Below are 18,150 nucleotides of genomic sequence, written 5' to 3'. Positions count from 1 at the left end.
GGATGAAAACCGAGATTTATCACGGGAAGAAGTGGGCTACAACCGATGAGTTATGCGAGGCGATAGACGAGTATATGCTCTTCTATAACCAGAAGCGTATTACCTTGAAGTTCGATGGTTTAACGATTGTGGAACATCGTCAAGCGGTTTTAAGCGATAATGTCCAATAAACAGTCCGCAGCCCCGACAGAAATCGAGCCAAAATGGTGCGTAGATTTGCACTCTGCTCTGTGGGGGATTGGTGTAGGCGAAGCGGGTGTCAAGCACATGTCACAACGTGCGTTGTGGACCGTGAACCTCGTGAAATGTACATCCCTGACATAAATCCGGGCTAAATATGTCACTGGCGTACATTTTGCGGGCGGGCCACGGCCGGGAGGTGGCTGCCGGGGCGCTCAGTACTTCCTGAAAGCCCGCAATTTCTCAGCTTTCTCCGCGCGCTCTGCCGCTTTCTTCCGCGCGAGCTCAAGCTGCGCCTCTAAAACCTGCTTGCGCTCCAGCAGTTCGACCGTTAGCGCCCGCAACTCCTCGGGATCGGTGGGCAGCTGAGCTTCCAGTTCGCTACGGGTTCTCGCTATGATCCGGTCGCACTGCCTTTCATCCATAACCATGGGACTACCTTCCTGATGAGCTCAGCTTTCTGAGCGGTGCAGCCGGCCAGAGCCCGGCGCCCCGTGCCCGCCGTGTCGCGGCTAATACACCATCTGGAGCGCTTCGCGCACCTCCGCGAGGGTCTTATTGGCGCGCTCGTTAGCGATCTCGATGCCCCGGCGCACGATTCCGTCCACGTAGCCCGGATCCTTGGCGAGCTCGGCGCGCTTGGCCCGGATGGGGGCAAACATCTCATTGATCGATTCGGTGACGATCTTCTTGAGAGTCCCGGCCCCGCCGTCGCCAATTTCCTCCGCGATCTCCACCGCGGGCCGCCCCTGCGCCAGCGAAGCCAGCAGCAGCAGATTCGACACTTCCGGGCGGCCCTCCGGATCGTAGGTAATATGCCGATCCGAATCCGTGACCGCCTTCTTGATACGCTTGGCGGTTTCATCCGCGCTCATACCGATTTCGATAGTATTTCCGCGCGATTTGCTCATCTTGGCGCCGTCCAGCCCCAGAATCGAGGTGCCCTCGGAAAGCAGGGCCTGCGGGCGCGGGAAGACCGGGGTTTCCCGCCCGGTCGGGCGCCCGTAGCGCGCCTCGAAACGGTCGGCGATCACACGGGCTTGCTCGAGGTGGGGGAGCTGGTCCTTGCCCACCGGCACCAGATTGGCCTTGCAGAAAAGAATATCGGCGGCCTGGTGCACCGGGTAGGTGAGCAGCAGTCCGGACAGGGGCCGCCCGCCGGTTGCTTCGTGTTCCGCCTTGACGGTGGGATTGCGGCGCAGTTCGGCGTCGGTCACCAAAGAGAGGAAGGGGAGCATGAGTTCGTTGAGGCCGGGAATGGCCGAATGCGGGAAAATAACCGCGGCATCCGGGTCAATTCCCACCGCGAGGTAATCGGTGGCCAGCGAACGCACCCGCTCCCGAATGGGCCCGGTGCCGTCGCGATCCGTAATGACCTGGAAATCAGCGATGACCAGCCAGGTTTCCACGCCTTTGCGCTGCAATTCCACCCGGTTGCGCAGCGAACCGAAGTAGTGCCCGAGGTGGAGATTGCCGGTGGGGCGATCCCCGGTGAGAACCCGGAATTCCTCCGGAGAAGTATTAATCTTCTCCTTGATTTTCTCACTCAGGCGCTGCGCATGCGCCAGGGATGCGGCGGACGTGGACCGTTCGAGGGATTCCTCGACACTCATACCTTGCTCCTTCAGTCATACCCAGGCCGCCCCGAGTTCCCCGGGAGCGTGCTCTGCTTGTCTATTGTAGGCGCCGCCGCGACAGCTTTTCTTGCGGTTTCCGTTTCGCGGCCGCGTACGGCCACGGCCGTGTACCGCCGCGTTCACGCGAGGGCGCGTCCCGCCTGGCCGCGTACGGCACGACGACGCAGCGCCCCGCTACCGCTCCGGGTTGGCGAAGTAGAGCTGCATCGTCAGCGGCTCCACCCGGGTGGAGGCCCCGGGCTGGTAGATACGCTCTGAGGAACGCGGGGTGGGCCAGGAGGAATCCCAGGCCAGCGCGAAGGGATTGCCGCGCCCCTGCGGGAATCGGATAGGAACATGGTGGTTCGAGCCGTTAATGACCACGAGCGCATCGGCGTCGCGCTCAGAACCGGAACGCAGCATTTGCAGTAACCGATTTGAGGGATCGAACCACCGGTGTTCGGGCATCGGCTCGCCAGTATCCGCAAACCACTGCAAATCGGGGATGTGATCGCGCCCGGAAGGCGATTCGGTGTAGAACATGCTCGGGCGCAGCACCCGGTGTTCGGAACGCAGGCGGAAAAGATAGGCCACGGTGGCCTGGAGTTCGCGCTGCCATTCCTCGTGATCCCAATCCAGCCAGGACACGTGATTATCCTGGCAGTAGGCGTTGTTATTGCCGAATTTCGTATCGGCAAATTCGTCGCCGCCGTAGAGCATGGGGACTCCGGCGCTGAAAACTAGCGTGCCGATGAGGTTGCGCATGGTGCGGGTGCGGGCGCGTAGCACGTGCTCGGGAAGCGGGGCGGTATCGCTGCCTTCCCCTTCCATCCCGTGATTCCACGAGCGGTTGTTATCGGTGCCGTCGCGCCCGTTTTCCCCGTTGGCTTCGTTGTGTTTGGAATCGTAGGAGACCAGGTCGTAGAGGCTGAAGCCGTCGTGGGCGGTAATGAAATTGACGGAGGCGAGCGGCCCGCGCCCGGAGGGGGAACGCCCGTGCCCGAATAGATCGGCGCTGCCGGCTAGCCGGGTGGCCACGTCGCGCAGATCCCCGCCCAGCCCTCCGCCGGCCACGGCGCGCTGGTCGGCCACCCAGAACTGGCGGATGGAATCGCGGTAGCGGTCATTCCAATCCGCGGTGGGCGGCAGGAAATTGCCGGTTTGCCAGCCGTTGGGCCCCAGATCCCAGGGCTCGTTAATGAGCTTGACGTTCGAAAGAATGGGATCGGTGGCCATGGCCAGGTAGAGGGGATGGTTGGTATCGAAGTGATCGCCGCGGCGCGCCAGGGTGGCGGCCAGGTCGAAACGGAACCCGTCCACGCCGATCTCGCTGACCCAGTAACGTAGCGAATCCAGGGTGAGCTGGAGCACGGGGGTGCGCCGGAAATCCAGGGAATTCCCGGTGCCGGTGGTGTCATAAAACTGGCCGGGCTGGTTGGGGACCTGCATGTAGTAGGTAGTTTGCCCGAAGCCGCGCAGCGAGACGGTCGGCCCGTTCACCCCGCCTTCGCAGGTGTGGTTATACACAACGTCGAGGATGACTTCCAGGCCGGCATCGTGGAGGCGGGCCACCATATCGCGCACTTCCTGGAGCACGGCCAGGGGGCCCGCGGCCCGCGCGGTGGCGGTGGCGAGGCTCGGTTCGGGAGCGAAATAGGAGAGAGTGGAATAACCCCAATAATTGGTGAGATCGCGTTCGGTGAGGAACGGTTCGGACATTTTCGCGTGGATGGGCAGCAGCTCAACGGCTGTCACGCCCAGGGAACGCAAATAATTCGTGACGATCGGGTGGGCCAGACCGGCGTAGGTGCCGCGCAATTCTTCGGGAAGCGCCGCCAACTGCTGGGTGAGCCCGCGCACATGCGTTTCGTAGATGACGGTGTGGGACCAGGGCGTATACGGGTGGCGGATATGCGTTTCCGTGGGTGCGGTTACGACGCCGCGGCACATGGCTTCCAGGGAATCGGTATCGTCACGCTGAGGTGGGAGCGGGACGGGATCCAGGGCGTCATTTACCTTGTGCCCGTAGAGTTCGGGGCCCAGGCGCGGGGTGCCGGTAATGGCCCGCGCGTAGGGATCGAGGAGGAATTGGGCGGGGTTGAAACGCATCCCGGTATCGGGATTCCACGGGCCGTGGACCCGGTAGCCGTATTCTTGACCGGCGCGTACCCCGGACACATGCCCCACCCAGGTGGTGAAACTCGCGTCCCGATGCAGGGAATAGCGACGCTCGGTGATACCCGAGGCACTGCGGTCAATCAGGCACAGATCAACCGCGGTCGCGTGCGGAGCCAGGACGGCGAAATCCGCCCCGGTATCGGTGAGGTGCGCCCCCAGACGCACGGGCCGCAAGCGCACGGGCAGGGCGCGTTCGGAGGCGCGCGCCACGTACCGAGATGCGGTCGGGGAAGTAGCCGGTAATGAAGTCACCTTCGTATTGTCGCAAAATATCGGCGTTCGGCAAGAATCCAGAAGAGTGATATTAGAATTTTGGTGGAAGGGTGACCGGCACGCGTCCGGTTCCGGAAGGGGCACGATAGTGGGGTACGACGGCGATTTAATCCTGGCGCGCGGGAATTTGGACCGGGATGAACTCTCCCGCAGCTCACCGCAGCGCCTGGCGGAATTGGCGGAAAATGCGGGGTATCTGCTTATTTCCGGGTGGGGCGCCGTGCTGGATAAGGATGATGCACCCCTGCTGTTGAACCGCTCTGAGCTCCCGCGCACCACCGCGGATTCACCAACTGTTTACCTGGGGAAAGTTGCCGGGCGCCCTTATTTTGCGTGCGATCTCACCACCGTGATCGGGGGTGGGCCCACCCGTGATAACCCGGAGGTGGATGCGCCGGGGTACCGGATTGGCTCGCTGCAAAATTACGCGCCGTCCTGGAGTGCGGATATGTGCGCGTTGGTGACCGCGGCGGTGGCGATTCTCAATACCTGGCGGGCTACCCGCTGGTGTGCGGTTTGCGGCCAGCGCATCACCGTGGATACCGGTGGTTGGAGCGGGCACTGCCCGGAAGGCCACGTGGTGTTCCCGCGCACCGACCCGGCCGTCATTATGGCGGTTCTTGATTCTCAGGATCGTATCCTGCTGGCGCATAATGCACGCTGGCCGGCCGGGCGCCATTCGGTGCTCGCAGGTTTTGCCGAGGCGGGGGAGTCCCTGGAAGCGGCGGTGCGCCGCGAGGTGCGCGAAGAAGTGGGGGTGCCGCTGGGCGAGATCAGCTATTTCGCCAGCCAGCCCTGGCCCTTCCCGCGCTCCCTCATGATCGCCTACGTGGCGTGGGTGGATCGCCAGGCCGAAGCCCGGGCCGGCGGGGCAGATGCCCTGGTGTGCCCGGATGGGGAAGAAATTGACCACGCGGCTTTCTACAGCCCGGCCGAGCTGGATGCCGCCCTGCGCGAGGGCAGCCTCAGCCTGCCCGGGCCCTCCTCGGTTGCCGCGGCCCTCATCACCGACTGGTACGGCCCCGGGATTCGCCCTCATCTGGGCTGGTAGGAAGCCGGAGCCGCGGCGATCTTGCGGCAGGTGCTGGCGGTGGCGCGGGCGCCCGCACTTGTTCCGGGATCGCTCTACCACCGGCCCGAGTGTGAGTTTTAGCTCCCGGGGGAGGCGAGTTCGGCGAGTTTTGCCTGCACTTCTTTCAGGCTCGGATTCGTCAGGGTGGCGCCGTCGGCAAACTCAAGAGTGGGCACCACTTTATTGCCGCCGTTCAGGGCCGCAACCTTCACGGCCGCGGCCTCATCCTCCTCAATATTCACCTCATCCCAGGTGATACCAGCCCGCTTGAGCTGGGCGGAAAGGTTACGGCAGTAGCCGCACCACGACGTTGTATACATTGTGAGATCAGCCATGAGGTGATCGTACGGGCTGGGCGCGCGGCTCGCCACGGGTTTCGATAAGAGGAAAATTTCTGTCGTAGGCGTGTGGCATCCTGAGAGGGCAAGGAGGAACACGATGGATTCACCCGAGGAATTGCTGGAATTTCTGGACCCGGATCAGCGCGCGGTCGCCACCGCATTACGCGGGCCGGTATGCGTGCGCGCCGGGGCGGGCACCGGGAAAACCCGCGCTATCACCTACCGGATCGCCTACGGGGTGCGCAGCGGGGCCTACGTACCGCAGAACGTGCTGGCGGTTACCTTCACCTCCCGCGCGGCCGGGGAATTACGCTCGCGCTTACGGGACCTCGGGGTAGGCGGGGTGCCGGCCCAAACTTTCCATGCCGCGGCACTGCGCCAACTCTCCTACTTCTGGGGCACCGCGGTGGGGGGCACCATCCCGCGGATTACCGAATCGAAATTCGGGCTGGTCTCCCAGGCAGCCGGCCAGATCGGCCTGCCCGCCGATAAAGTGAGTATCCGCGATCTCACCGCGGAAATTGAATGGGCCAAAGTCTCCATGATCAGCCCGGATAACTACCCGGAAGCCGCCCTGGCGGCCGGGCGTGGGGAAGTCGCCGGTCAACTCAGTACCGATATTGCGCGCTTGGCGAAAGCCTATGAAGAAGTGAAAACCGAGCGCCGCGTCCTCGATTTTGATGATGTGCTCCTCCTCCTCGTGGGCATCCTCCTGGATCGGGCGGATATCGCCCGCCAGATACGTGAGCAATACCGCCATTTCGTTGTGGATGAATACCAGGATGTGTCCCCCCTCCAGCACCGCCTGCTCCAGCTGTGGCTGGGGGACCGCAAGGATCTGTGCGTCGTCGGGGATGTTTCCCAGACCATTTATTCCTTCGCCGGCGCGTCCTCCACCTACCTCGCCCGCTTCCAGCAGGAATACCCGCGCGCTCGCGTTATTGAACTCACCCGTGACTACCGTTCCACCCCGCAAATCGTGGCGGCCGCGAATACCGTGATTGCCGATGATGTTTCGGAAGGCGCGGTGCAGCTGGTTTCCCAGCGTCGCTCCGGGCGCCCGGTTACTTTCCAGGAATACGAATCGGATGGAGCGGAAGCCGCCGGTGTGGTCAGCGCTATCCAGGCGCTCGCCGCGGAAGGCACCGCGCTCTCAGAAATCGCTATCCTCTACCGCACCAATGCCCAATCGGCAGAATTTGAGGCGGCGCTCTCCAAAGCGGGGGTGTCCTACCAGGTGCGGGGTGCGGAAAAATTCTTCTCGCGCCGCGATGTGCGTGAAGCTATGGTGGCCATGCGCGCGGCGGCACGCTCCGGGGTGAGCGGGCCGCTGGCAGATAATGTGCGTACCGTGCTGCGCCAAATGGGCTGGCGGGATGAAGCTCCGGCTACCGCCGGCTCGGCCCGGGAAAAATGGGAAGCGCTCCACGCTCTCATCACCCTCGCGGAAGATATGGAGGATAGCCGGGATGCCTCCATGATGGATTTCGTGGTCGAGCTGGAAGAACGCGCCGCTACCCAGAACGTCCCGGAATTGGAAGGCGTGACCCTTTCCTCCCTGCACGCTGCTAAGGGCCTGGAATGGGAAGCGGTCTTTTTGGTGGGGATGAGCGAAGGGCTCATGCCTATTTCCCTGGCGAAGAAAGCCGCGGCCATTGAAGAAGAACGCCGCCTCCTCTACGTGGGAATCACGCGGGCCCAAGAATTTTTGCAGATCTCCTATGCCGCCTCCTCTGGGCATCGCTCGGGAAAGAAAGTCTCCCGCTTCCTCACCGGCTTGTGGCCGCAAACGGACGCGGAAGAAACCTCGCGGGCCACCCGCTACCGGCGCCGCTCCCGCGCCGCCGCGGAAGAATTCGCCGCCGCCTACCCCGAAGATGTGGCGCTTTTTGAGGAACTCGCGGCCTGGCGCGCCGAGCGTGCCCAAGCCACCGGCAAACCGGCTTACACAATTTTCCATGACACCACGCTGCGCGCCCTCGCCATAGCCAAACCGCGCAGCATCCACGCCCTGGCCCAGATCAAGGGGGTGGGAGCCACGAAACTTGCTATCTACGGGGAAGAAATCCTCGCCCTGCTGGCCGGGCACTGAGCGCGGGTGCGTGTGCCCGGGGTAGCGGATGTGAGCGCGGGCTGGTATGGCGGGTGCCGGCGGCCACCACGGGTACGCATCCAGCCATTGCTCGCGGGCGGGCGCGACGCATGCGCAGGCTTGTAGCGGTGCGCTTAGGGGGCCGCGGGTTCTGATTCGCACGAGCAACTCTCATGCGGGGCCAGCGCAACCCGGTAGGGGAAACCAGGCAGCGGAGGCACCACCCACTGGGATCCGCGGGCCCGCTCGGCACTCCCGCTCAAAACCAAGAGCGCGCCATGCACCGCAAGCGCAGCCGCCAAAGACACCCCGGGAGTAAACGGAGCGCCACCGCGGGAACTAAATACCTGCGGAGCCAAGTAACGCCACGCCGGATCCGCATCCATCGCCGCAAAAAGCAAACACCTGGCACACGGCCCACTCCCGGGAACCACCACCGGCCCTACCCGAATATCAATATCCTCCGCGTAGGCCAGCAGATAAGGAATCCGCTGCCTCTCCCACACTGCACACCGCTGCGGATCGGGCAAGTGCACAGACGTCACCAAAGCCAGCGCCGGTGGGCCGCACTCCACAGCCGCCGGAGTCCCCGCGGCCCCGGCAGTCGAGTAATTCCCGCGCAGTGTGGTCCCTGCCGCCGCATGAGCGTCCCGCCCCGCGGCCCCGGCCGCACCCGTTGATGCGCGAGCACCACGCTCTGCGGCACCCGTGGCGAGACTCCCGCGTCCCGTGGCCCGGCCCATTCCCAGCGGCGTGACCTGGTGGGCCTGTGCGTCAACCTCGATAACTGTGGTACCCCAACCGCGCTCGCGAAAATAACTCTGGAGAACCTGCTGGCGGGCAAAAGTACGCCACGTCGGCCGCCGGAAAATCGGGTGATCACCGCTGTGCGGCCTGCTCGTATCCGGAGTGAGAATATAACCCAAGCCACTCGCGGCAAGATGCATACAGATCTCCACCGCGAGAGGATCCAAACGCTCCACGAAAACCGCACGCCACGCCAGATCCGGAAAAGCAGGCGGAGCAACCTCCAGCAGCCCCGCATCACGAAGCGCGCCCAGCAGCGAACGCGCCCGCACCTCACTAACCCCGTGCAGCTCACACGCAGCAAAAAACTCGCTTTCCGTACTGGCAGACGTCAGGGAAGAAACCACCCGCTGTTCCGCAGTGGAAAGCCCGCGCAGCCGCAGCGCCACGCGCGGATCCAAACCGACCTGCACCTCGTGCGTATCCGACCAATACACCCCTAGCGGCGAGCGGATCATCATGAGAACACCTTGAAGAACACCATGGGCACAGCATAAAAAGCACAGCGCCACAGCGCGACAGCCCATCCACAGGCTAGGGCGTTATCCCCAGGTGCACCCTCGCCACACTGTTCAGGGAGCTTAGTTATCCACAGACCGCCTCGCGGGCGCGGACGAATTGCTATCGCCAGACCTAGCGGGAGGAGCGGCCCGCTAGCCGTGAGATCGGCCCACTAGCCGTGCAATCGGCTAGCTAGCCGTGCGATCAGTCAGCCAGCGGTGTGATCAATCAGCTAGCAGAAGGATCAGTCGTTCCAGAGTCCCCACTGGCCGAGGGCGGCGTCGTCGTACCGAAACCCGGTTCGTGCGGGGCGTCGCCGAAAGGCGTGCCCCCGTCACTATTGCTCAACAGTTCCTCGAGGAAAGCGTCCAGCTCCTCATCCAGCGCGGAAGGCTGCTCCTCCGGGGAGAAGAAACGATCCGGATCATCCAGATGCTCGGGCAGCGGCAACAAATCGGGATGCTTCCAGAGCGCGTCGCGCCCCTCCATCCCGCGCTCGCGAGCGGCGCGCGCCCAGAACGCCGCCGCCTCCCGCAACCGCCGCGGCGCAATATCGAAACCAACAAGCGGGCCGAAAACGCGGTTCGACGGCGCCTCGGTGACCTCGCGGCGCGTCAAAGCTTCCGAAAGTTTCATGCTGTGGGGCAGCTGGGCCGCCACCGCGGTGCTCGTGACCGCGCTGACCCAGCCGGCCACCAGCGAAACAATATGCTCGAGGCGTTCGAGCGTGGCCTGCTGGGCGGGGGTGCGGGTAAAAGCGAAGACCTCATTCATATCCAACTGCGGCATCTGCCCGGACATGAGCTGCTCGGGATCGAGCTGGAGTTCGCGGACCTTCTCCTCGATGGCCTCGGTGTCGATGGCGATATCCGCGGCGTAGGCGGCCACGGCGTCCAGAATCGTGCTGCGCAGCCACGGGACCTGGGAAAAGAGCCGGGCCGCGGCCTGTTCGCGCACCGCCACGTACAGCTCCACTTCGCGCGCGTCCACATCCAAGCCCTCGGCGAAAGCGGACACATTGGCAGGTACCAGCGCGGCCGTTTCGCCCTCGACCAGCGGGAAGCCGGCGTCCGCGGTACCGAAAGAAATCTGGGCCAGTTCAGCGAGCCCTTGGCCGTATTGCATTCCTAATAACGACGCCGTCATTCCCGAAAGCATCCCCTCGAGCCCTCCGGGGATCCCCCCGAGCATCCCGCCCGAAAGCATCTGGCGCATCTCCTCCGGGGCGCGTTCCAGCTGGGAACTGAGAGCCTCGCCGAAAGCCCGCGCGAGATTCGCGCCCACCGGCGCGGTGAGTTTACGGAACGTCGGGAGGGAATGCGCGATCCAATCCAGACGCGACCACACCTGATTGGGGCCGCGCGGGGGATCGAAAACCGTGACCGGATCGAGCCACAAACTCGCCACGTCCATCGCCGAACGAGCCTGATCGCCCGCGGCCGCGGTGGGAAGCCCCGGGCCGGCCTTATTCACGGTATCCCGGGCCACCTGCTCCCCGATTTTCCAATTGACCGGCCCGTCACCCGAGGAGCCGAGCATGGCGCGGATCTGATTCATGACCAGCCCGATATCGGCGGGCATGCCCATTCCCGGCATGCTGCTCGAACTTCCCGTGCCGCTGCCGGTGCCGGCAGCTCCGCCGGGTTGCGTAACGCCGCCGGACTGTGCGTTGGCGCCGGGTTGCGCGTTGCCGCCGGGGGCGAGGGAGCGCAGGATTTCCTCGGCAGCGTCATCGCCGAGCACCGCCCGCAGCATCTTTTCCCATTCGTCACGCGGCTGTGAATTCTCAGTCATTCTTCTCCTCGAGGTCCACCACTAAGCCTAAAACACCGCCGGCCCGCGCGGGTAGGCGCCTCAGCCCCTGGCGCAGCAGCCGGCGAACTGTGGGCGCGCGGCGTCGCGGTACCGGCCGGCACAGCGAGCGGTGCCGGCGCGCCGTAGTGAGCGACGGGCCACGGTGAGCAGCGGTAGGACTGCGTCGCGCGATCAGGCATGATGGATAGGTGATGAAAAAACGTGGTCAGGTAGGTAGCCCCCGTTCCGCGCGCCGTGGTTCCGGTGGCGTGCCCCATAGCTCCGGCTCCGCGCGCCGTGGTTCCCGCTCCGCGCGCCGCAGCGGCTTTGCTTTTGCGAGCCTGGCGGCCCTCGCCCTTCTTATCCCGGGTGCCTACACGGTGGAAATGGCCGGCCCGGCCCTGGACGTGACCGGGGAAGTGGCCGGCACCCGGTTGGTGAAGGTGGAGGGTGTGCCCACCTATCCCACCGAGACCCAGCTCTATATGACCACCGTTTCCGCGGCCGGCAATCCCGAGGTGGGAACCCTGGGCGCGCACGCCCTGTGGGCGCTGGTGGATCAGGAATCCCAGCTGGTGCCGGTGCGCCTGCTCTACCCGCCCACGCTCTCCAGCGCGGAAGATGATGCCCGCAATGCCGAACTCATGAATAATTCCCAAACGGTGGCAGCCGCCGTGGCCCTGGAAAAGGCTGGCCACCCCGTCACCATGAAGCTTCGCGTGGTGGAGATCCCGGAAGGTTCCCCGGCCGCCGGCCAGCTTGAGCCAGACGATATTATTACCGGCATTATCGCTCCGGGCGCCGCCCCCACCACCGTCTCCACCTTCGGGAACCTTTCCACAGTCCTGCACGCCACCGAACCGGGCAGCACCGTGACGGTTTCCTACCAGCGCGGCGGCGAAGCGGGCACAACCACGATCATTACCGCGCCCTTCCCTCCGGATGAAACCGGCTGGGTCCACCCCGGCTCCCTCCTGGGGGTTTCGCTTGCGGTGGAGGATGTGCAGCTGCCGGCCACCGTCACCTACGCGGTGGAAGGCATCGGCGGGCCCTCGGCCGGCCTCATGTTCGCGCTGGGCATGTACGACGAACTCACCCCCGGCTCCCTGGGAGGGGCCGCCGCCATCGCCGGTACCGGCACCCTCGCCTTCAACGGGGAGGTGGGCCCCATCGGCGGCATCCAACACAAGATCGTGGGGGCGCGCGAACGCGGCGCCACCGATTTCCTCGCCCCGGCCGCGAATTGCGGGGAAACAATCGGGTACGAACCGGAAGGCTTACGGATCTGGGCGGTGCGGAATTTTGACGACGCCGCAGCAGCCGTCCGGGATATTGGCGCGGGGCGTACCCCGAAACTCCCCACCTGCCAGGATGTGGCCGCGGGCCGGTAGGGGCGTGTTCGCGGGCGGCGTCGTCGTACCAAAAAACCGTTGACGCACGCGCGATTCTCAGCTTTTTCCGCTATGTTTGATAGGGAATAGTGATGGCCGGGCGCGCCTTGCGCTGCGCCGCGGAAGAAGTTGAGGATTTCGTTTGAGTACAACCGCACATCCCCGTTTGAGGCGGGAGACGCCGGGAGCTTTTTGGTGGACACTGGGTGTTCTGGCCATTCTGCTCGTGGCGCTCGTCGTCGGATCGGGCGTTTACACCGACGTTAAATGGTACGAACAAATCGGCGCGGCCCGCGTGTTCTGGACCCAATGGGGCTGGACCATCGCGCTGGGCACCATCGGCACCCTCCTGGTTGCCATCGTGCTGTGGCTGAATTTCCGCCTGGCGCGCAGCAAGGATGAGGGCATTATGGCCCCCAGCGTCGCGAACTACCGGAAGGCGGCGGAAAAGTACCGCTGGGCCACCAACCTGGGCCTGCCGCTGCTCGCCGGCGTGATTTTCGGCGCGCCGCTCTCCGGGGAATGGCGCACCTACCTCATGTGGATTTTCCGCACGCCCTTCGGGGATACGGATCCGCAATTCGGGCGCGATGTGGCGTTCTACGTTTTCACCCTCCCGGTGCTGCAATCGGCGCTGAGCTTCGCGATCACCCTGCTGGTGATCGGGGCGATCGGCGCGGTGCTGGGCCATTACCTCTACGGCGGGGTCACGGTGGATTCGGGCAAGGTGCGGGTGCGCAACCGGGCCCGGGTGCATTTCTCCGTGCTGGGGCTGCTCGCCTTCATCCTGGTGGCCGCCTACTTCTGGCTGAGCCGCTACACCCTGCTGCTCTCCAATAATGATCGTTTCTCCGGGGCGTCCTATACAGATATTAACGCCAAGCTGCCCGGGCTCACGATCCTCGCGATTACCTTCCTGGCTATCGCGGTGCTCTTCGTGATTTCGGCGCTGCGCGGCTCCTGGCGGATTATTACCGCGGGCCTGGTGGTGGCCCTGGTGACCGGCGCTACGGTGGGCTGGGCCTGGCCGGCGCTGGTGGAACGCTTCCGGGTCACCCCGAACGCCATCGAGATGGAAACGCCGTATATTGACCGCAATATCTCGGCCACCCTCAAGGCCTACGGCCTGAACGATATCGAAACGATCCCCTATAACGCCCGCACGGATGCGGAAGCCGGGCAGCTGCGTAATGATGCGGAATCCACCGCGCAAATCCGCCTCCTCGACCCGAATATCGTCTCGCCTACCTTCAACCAGATGCAGCAGAACCGCCAGTACTACGGTTTCGCTTCCCAGCTGGCGGTGGATCGCTACAACCTCAATAAGACGGACCGGGACACCGTGATCGCGGTGCGTGAACTCAACCTGGACGGCCTGGGCCCGGACCAGCGCAACTGGGTCAATGACCACACGGTCTACACCCACGGCTACGGCGTGGTGGCCGCCTACGGCAATACCACCTCCGCTTCCGGCGCCCCGCAATTCCTCCAGTACGGTATTCCTTCCCAGGGTGAACTGGGCGAATATGAACCGCGCGTGTACTTCGGGCAGAAGAGCCCCGAATACTCGATTGTGGGCGCCCCGGAAGGAACCGCGCCGTGGGAGATTGACTATCCTTCTGACGCTGCGGAAGGCTCGCAGGTTCTCAATACCTATACGGGCGACGGCGGCCCCTCGGTCGGCAACTTCTTTGACAAACTCATGTTTGCCATCAAGTTCCGCTCCACGGATATTTTCTTCTCCGACCGCGTGACCTCCGAATCGCAAATCCTCTTCAACCGCGACCCGCACGAGCGGGTGCGCAAGGTGGCCCCCTACCTGACCTTGGATTCCAAGGCCTACCCGGCCGTGGTGGATATGGACGGGGATCCGGCCACCCCCAAGCGCCTGGTGTGGATTATCGACGGCTACACCACCTCGAATAACTACCCGTATTCGGCGCGGGAATCCCTGGCGGCGGCCACCACGGACGCCCTCAATTCGCGGGGCATGTACGGGGCGGCCTCCGGGCAGGATGTCAATTACATCCGCAACTCCGTCAAGACGGTTGTGGATGCCTATGACGGCTCGGTTTCCCTCTACAAGTGGGATGAGAAGGACCCGATCCTGCGGGCTTGGGAATCGATCTTCCCGGGCATGGTGCAGCCGCTGGAGAAGATGTCCGGGGATCTCATGGCGCATGTGCGCTACCCGGAGGATCTGTTCAAGACCCAGCGTTCGCTGCTGACCCGCTACCACGTCAAGGATCCGGCGTCCTTCTACTCCGGTGGTGACTTCTGGAATGTTCCGAACGAGCCGGCGGTGGATACGGCCGGGGCCAGCGGGATCGCCGCGGCGCAAACCGATAGCAAGCAGCCGCCCTACTACCTGACGCTGCAGATGCCGGGCCAGGATTCCGCGGAGTTCTCCCTGTCCACGGGCTATATCCCGGGCGGCCAGACGGACCGCAATATTATGACCGGCTTCTTCGCGGTGGATTCCAATGCGGGATCCACGCCGGGGGAGAAGCGCGAAGGCTACGGCAAGTTGCGGCTCCTCGAGCTGCCGCGTGACCTCACGGTTCCCGGCCCGGGCCAGGCGCAGAACAACTTCCTCTCCGACCAGAATGTTTCCCGCGCGCTCAACCTGCTGCGTTCGGGCGGTACCACGGTGCGGATGGGTAATCTGCTCACCCTCCCGGTGGGCGGGGGCATGCTCTACGTGCAGCCGGTCTACGTGCAGGCTTCGCAGGGCACCACCTACCCGCTTATGCAGTACGTGCTCACGGCTTTCGGTGATGGGAACATCGGCTTCGCGCCCACCCTGGAGGAGGCCCTCAACCAGACCTTCGGCGGCGATTCGGGGGCCCAGGCCGGGGACGCCGGATTGCAGAACGTCAAGGAAGATATTTCCGCAGGGGAGGGCAAGGCGCCCGCGGCTGGCACGCCCGGTGCTACGCCGGGTGCCACGCCTGCTCCTGGTACGACGACGCCTACCCAGCCCGCGCCCCAGCAGCCCAGCGCTGCGCCCGGTGCGCCGGCGCCCGCTCCGGCTCCGGCCGCGGGCGGTACCCCGCAAGAGCGTTTGGACGCCGCGCTGCAAAGCATGAAGCAGGCGGTGGGCCAGGCCGATAGCGCGATGAAGAGCGGGGATTGGGCGGCCTACGGGCAGGCCCAGAAGAACCTGCAGACCGCGCTGGACCAGGCCATCGCAGCCCAGAAGGAGCTGGAAGGGGCTAAGTAATCCCGCATAGGGTGCAAGCCCGGCAGCCGGTAGGGCTGAGTCTGGCAATGCTCCTCTCACGTGGCGGCGTCGTCGATAAAAATACGGCGGAACAGCAACGCACAGCGGCCGATAGTGCAAGAAATAATAGAAAAGCTGCACATTTGTGGATACTTATCCAGGCCGCGGGCGGGACTGGGTATATTCAGCTTTATGAATGCTGTTGTGGTGGCTGTTTGTTTGATGCTCCTCCTCGCGGTACTTCGTGTGCACGTGGTACTGGCTCTATTTATCGGCGCGCTGGTGGGCGGTGTGCTCAGTGGCATGGGGCTGGAAGGGACCATGGTGGCCTTCCAGGAAGGCCTGGGTGCCGGGGCGAAAATCGCGCTCTCGTATGCGCTGCTCGGTGCGTTCGCGATGGCGGTGGCCCATTCCGGGCTGCCGCGTTTGCTTGCCGATTGGATGCTCGGCCATCTGCGCAGTTCTGACGGTGCGGGCTCGCGTAAACGCACTTTCACCCGCTGGGCGATGCTCGCCGGGATTTGCGCGATGGCGGTTATGAGTCAGAATCTCATCCCGGTGCATATCGCTTTTATCCCGCTGCTCATCCCGCCGCTGCTGGTGGTCATGAATAATCTGCGGCTGGATCGGCGCGCGGTGGCCTGCGTTCTTACATTTGGCCTGGTGACCACGTATATGTTCCTGCCTATCGGCTTCGGCAAGATCTTCCTCACCGATATTCTGCTGGGGAATATCGCGAAGGCCGGCATGGACGTGAGCGGCATCAACGTGATGAGCGCGATGGCGATTCCCGCGGCGGGGATGGTGGTCGGCCTGCTGCTCGCGGTGTTCGTGACGTACCGCAAGCCGCGGGAATATCGCGATGTGGCGGTTGATGGGGGTGGTTCGGGCGCTGGGGCGAACGGTGCGGCTGGCGCGAACGGCTCTGGCGCGAACGGTTCTGGCGCGAACGGTTCTGGCGCGAACGGTTCTGGCGCGAACGGCGCGGCCCCGGCGATTTCCCGCTACCGCATCGTGGTCTCGCTCGTGGCGATTCTGGTGTGCTTCGGCATCCAGCTGGCGCTCAACGCGGTGGACTCGGACGCCGACGCGCTACTGGTGGGCGCGCTGGTGGGCCTATGTGTTTTCATTTTCTCGCGCGCCGTCAAGCTGCACGAAGCCGACGACGTTTTCACCGACGGCATGAAAATGATGGCCCTCATCGGTTTCATTATGATCAGCGCCCAGGGCTTCGCGAATGTCATGAGCGAAAGCGGGCAGATCGAACCGCTGGTGCACGCCACGGCGGCGATGTTCGGGAGCAACAAGGCGATGGCCTCGCTCGCGATGCTGCTGGTGGGGCTGCTGGTGACGATGGGGATTGGTTCGTCCTTCTCCACGCTGCCGATTATCGCGGCGATTTACGTGCCCCTGTGCGCCACGCTGGGATTCTCCCCGCTGGCCACCGTTTCGATTATCGGCACGGCCGGCGCGCTGGGCGATGCCGGTTCTCCCGCCTCGGATTCAACTTTAGGGCCGACGGCGGGGCTGAATGCCGACGGCCAACATGACCATATCCGCGACTCGGTCATCCCCACCTTTATCCATTTCAATATCCCGCTACTCATCGCGGGCTGGGTTGCTTCGCTGGTGCTGTAGCGGGGTGATGGCCGCTCGGCGCGGGGCCTGGCTCCGGGGGCTTCGCGGCGTGTGGTGTCCGTAACTACTTCTCGTCGCGTCTGGAGAGGCAACGCGGATGAAGAACGCGTCAGTGAGAGTTCAATTGCATATGTATAAGAACAAAATCGCTGAAAATAAGTCTGGATTGGATCAGGTTCAGGTTCTTTAAGTGAAGATTGAGGCGCTCACCGTAGTCTATCGTGGCAGTTATCCGGCCAGGAATTCCTTTTGCAAGATATCGGGGTATTTTCATTCAGAATTACCCGATATGAGCGTGTGTCGGTGTTTTTCACGGGTGGCCTCCAGATCGAGGAAACCGGGAAGATTCTGGAGCTTTAACCTGGCGCGGCTGCGTTGGATCTCACGTGGAATGCGCGCGCATATTCATGCACAATAAGTAAAAGGTTAACGCCGTGGAGGGAAGGCCGACGACGCACAACCGGCCCCGCAGCGCTTTGTCATCACAGGTTATTGCCGAGCGCGGCGGTGAGGGCTCACCCCCTCGCTTTCCATGGCTGCATGACTACCTCACCGACCACCTGACTTCGTGAAGGAGAAACGCTGTGGAATCACGCAAAAAGCGTTGGCTGATCCCGGTTCTTTTGGCTTGCATCTTCGGGCTGCTCACGGGCGGTGCCTACACCTACTGGGCCGGCACTGTGTCCAACCCGGCGGCGCATAACGATTCGGAAACCGTTGTGATCGGCAAGGGACAGAACGTGACCACCGAGCTGGATGTCACGAAGGCTCTTGCCAGCCAGGGGAAGAAGCTGGTTCCCGCTGGGAAAACCGCGGTGAGCATTGGTGGCACGAGCGAGAATGTTGAGTCTTTTGACGTGACCTACACCGTGAAATGGCAGGAGTCGGGTAGTGCTGATGTGATCGACGCGAGCGATAACGTAACCGGCACGCTGGCCGTGACCGAAACCCACCAGATTGAGGGCGTTACCGGCCATGATGATCTGGTCGGCGTAGAAGTTACGCCTGCCAGCACCCAAATCAAGGCGGACGGCGAATCGGTCA

The 18,150-nt window shown here is 63.7% G+C and carries 13 protein-coding genes; 7 read left to right on the top strand and 6 right to left on the bottom strand.

Annotated elements, in window-relative coordinates:
* Positions 1-2 precede the first annotated feature (2 nt).
* Complete coding sequence (locus ACRQFC_RS08360; RefSeq protein WP_407933839.1) at positions 3-170, top strand: IS3 family transposase; 168 nt, start codon at positions 3-5, stop codon at positions 168-170.
* A 225-nt stretch (positions 171-395) separates the two neighbouring features.
* On the opposite strand, the gene ACRQFC_RS08355 is transcribed toward ACRQFC_RS08360, so the two are convergent.
* The 3 genes from ACRQFC_RS08355 to glgX form a co-directional block, all read right to left on the bottom strand.
* Complete coding sequence (locus ACRQFC_RS08355) at positions 396-611, bottom strand: hypothetical protein (RefSeq protein WP_284897458.1); 216 nt, start codon at positions 609-611, stop codon at positions 396-398.
* A gap of 81 nt (positions 612-692) precedes the next feature.
* Positions 693-1,793, bottom strand: coding sequence for a tryptophan--tRNA ligase (gene trpS, locus ACRQFC_RS08350; RefSeq protein ID WP_284897456.1), 1,101 nt, complete (start codon positions 1,791-1,793; stop codon positions 693-695).
* 198 nt (positions 1,794-1,991) lie between these two features.
* The gene (glgX, locus tag ACRQFC_RS08345) at positions 1,992-4,226 is read right to left on the bottom strand and encodes a glycogen debranching protein GlgX (protein WP_284897455.1); all 2,235 of its coding nucleotides are present in this window, start codon (positions 4,224-4,226) and stop codon (positions 1,992-1,994) included.
* A 109-nt stretch (positions 4,227-4,335) separates the two neighbouring features.
* Between glgX and nudC the strand changes: the two genes are divergently transcribed.
* The gene (nudC, locus tag ACRQFC_RS08340; protein ID WP_284897453.1) at positions 4,336-5,298 is read left to right on the top strand and encodes an NAD(+) diphosphatase; all 963 of its coding nucleotides are present in this window, start codon (positions 4,336-4,338) and stop codon (positions 5,296-5,298) included.
* A gap of 98 nt (positions 5,299-5,396) precedes the next feature.
* Here the strand turns inward: nudC and ACRQFC_RS08335 are convergent, their stop codons facing one another.
* A complete protein-coding gene (locus tag ACRQFC_RS08335; protein ID WP_284890253.1) occupies positions 5,397-5,654 on the bottom strand; it encodes a mycoredoxin in 258 nt (85 codons plus the stop codon).
* Positions 5,655-5,757: 103 nt separating this feature from the next.
* Between ACRQFC_RS08335 and ACRQFC_RS08330 the strand changes: the two genes are divergently transcribed.
* Positions 5,758-7,752, top strand: coding sequence for an ATP-dependent DNA helicase UvrD2 (locus ACRQFC_RS08330; protein WP_284897452.1), 1,995 nt, complete (start codon positions 5,758-5,760; stop codon positions 7,750-7,752).
* A 134-nt stretch (positions 7,753-7,886) separates the two neighbouring features.
* Here the strand turns inward: ACRQFC_RS08330 and ACRQFC_RS08325 are convergent, their stop codons facing one another.
* Entirely contained in the window at positions 7,887-9,020 is a 1,134-nt protein-coding gene (locus ACRQFC_RS08325) for a hypothetical protein (RefSeq protein WP_284897450.1), read from the bottom strand.
* Between the two features lie 268 nt (positions 9,021-9,288).
* Entirely contained in the window at positions 9,289-10,854 is a 1,566-nt protein-coding gene (locus tag ACRQFC_RS08320; RefSeq protein WP_410374501.1) for a zinc-dependent metalloprotease, read from the bottom strand.
* 212 nt (positions 10,855-11,066) lie between these two features.
* Here ACRQFC_RS08320 and ACRQFC_RS08315 point away from each other — a divergent pair, with 212 nt between their 5' ends.
* The 4 genes from ACRQFC_RS08315 to ACRQFC_RS08300 form a co-directional block, all read left to right on the top strand.
* Positions 11,067-12,245 (top strand): YlbL family protein, encoded by a 1,179-nt coding sequence (locus ACRQFC_RS08315; RefSeq protein WP_284897447.1) that lies wholly within the window; start codon positions 11,067-11,069, stop codon positions 12,243-12,245.
* A 142-nt stretch (positions 12,246-12,387) separates the two neighbouring features.
* Positions 12,388-15,468 (top strand): UPF0182 family membrane protein, encoded by a 3,081-nt coding sequence (locus tag ACRQFC_RS08310; protein WP_284890248.1) that lies wholly within the window; start codon positions 12,388-12,390, stop codon positions 15,466-15,468.
* 192 nt (positions 15,469-15,660) lie between these two features.
* Positions 15,661-17,106, top strand: coding sequence for a Na+/H+ antiporter family protein (locus ACRQFC_RS08305; RefSeq protein ID WP_284897445.1), 1,446 nt, complete (start codon positions 15,661-15,663; stop codon positions 17,104-17,106).
* Positions 17,107-17,690: 584 nt separating this feature from the next.
* Positions 17,691-18,150, top strand: a 460-nt coding sequence (locus tag ACRQFC_RS08300) for a hypothetical protein (protein WP_435734668.1), incomplete at its 3' end; no start/stop codon positions are given.

The organism is Actinotignum inguinis (assembly GCF_051265835.1).
GTDB classification, from domain to species: domain Bacteria; phylum Actinomycetota; class Actinomycetes; order Actinomycetales; family Actinomycetaceae; genus Actinotignum; species Actinotignum timonense.
Note: the sequence above shows the minus strand (reverse complement) of the source record. Positions and strands in the feature narration are given on the sequence as shown.

What these genes read in the sequence shown, in the direction of transcription:
- ACRQFC_RS08360 (WP_407933839.1), top strand. Translation starts at nt 3, where the DNA reads ATGAAAACCGAGATTTATCACGGGAAGAAGTGGGCTACAACCGATGAG.
- ACRQFC_RS08355 (WP_284897458.1), bottom strand. Translation starts at nt 611, where the DNA reads ATGGTTATGGATGAAAGGCAGTGCGACCGGATCATAGCGAGAACCCGT.
- trpS (WP_284897456.1), bottom strand. Translation starts at nt 1,793, where the DNA reads ATGAGTGTCGAGGAATCCCTCGAACGGTCCACGTCCGCCGCATCCCTG.
- ACRQFC_RS08335 (WP_284890253.1), bottom strand. Translation starts at nt 5,654, where the DNA reads ATGGCTGATCTCACAATGTATACAACGTCGTGGTGCGGCTACTGCCGT.
- ACRQFC_RS08330 (WP_284897452.1), top strand. Translation starts at nt 5,758, where the DNA reads ATGGATTCACCCGAGGAATTGCTGGAATTTCTGGACCCGGATCAGCGC.
- ACRQFC_RS08325 (WP_284897450.1), bottom strand. Translation starts at nt 9,020, where the DNA reads ATGATGATCCGCTCGCCGCTAGGGGTGTATTGGTCGGATACGCACGAG.
- ACRQFC_RS08320 (WP_410374501.1), bottom strand. Translation starts at nt 10,854, where the DNA reads ATGACTGAGAATTCACAGCCGCGTGACGAATGGGAAAAGATGCTGCGG.
- ACRQFC_RS08315 (WP_284897447.1), top strand. Translation starts at nt 11,067, where the DNA reads ATGAAAAAACGTGGTCAGGTAGGTAGCCCCCGTTCCGCGCGCCGTGGT.
- ACRQFC_RS08305 (WP_284897445.1), top strand. Translation starts at nt 15,661, where the DNA reads ATGAATGCTGTTGTGGTGGCTGTTTGTTTGATGCTCCTCCTCGCGGTA.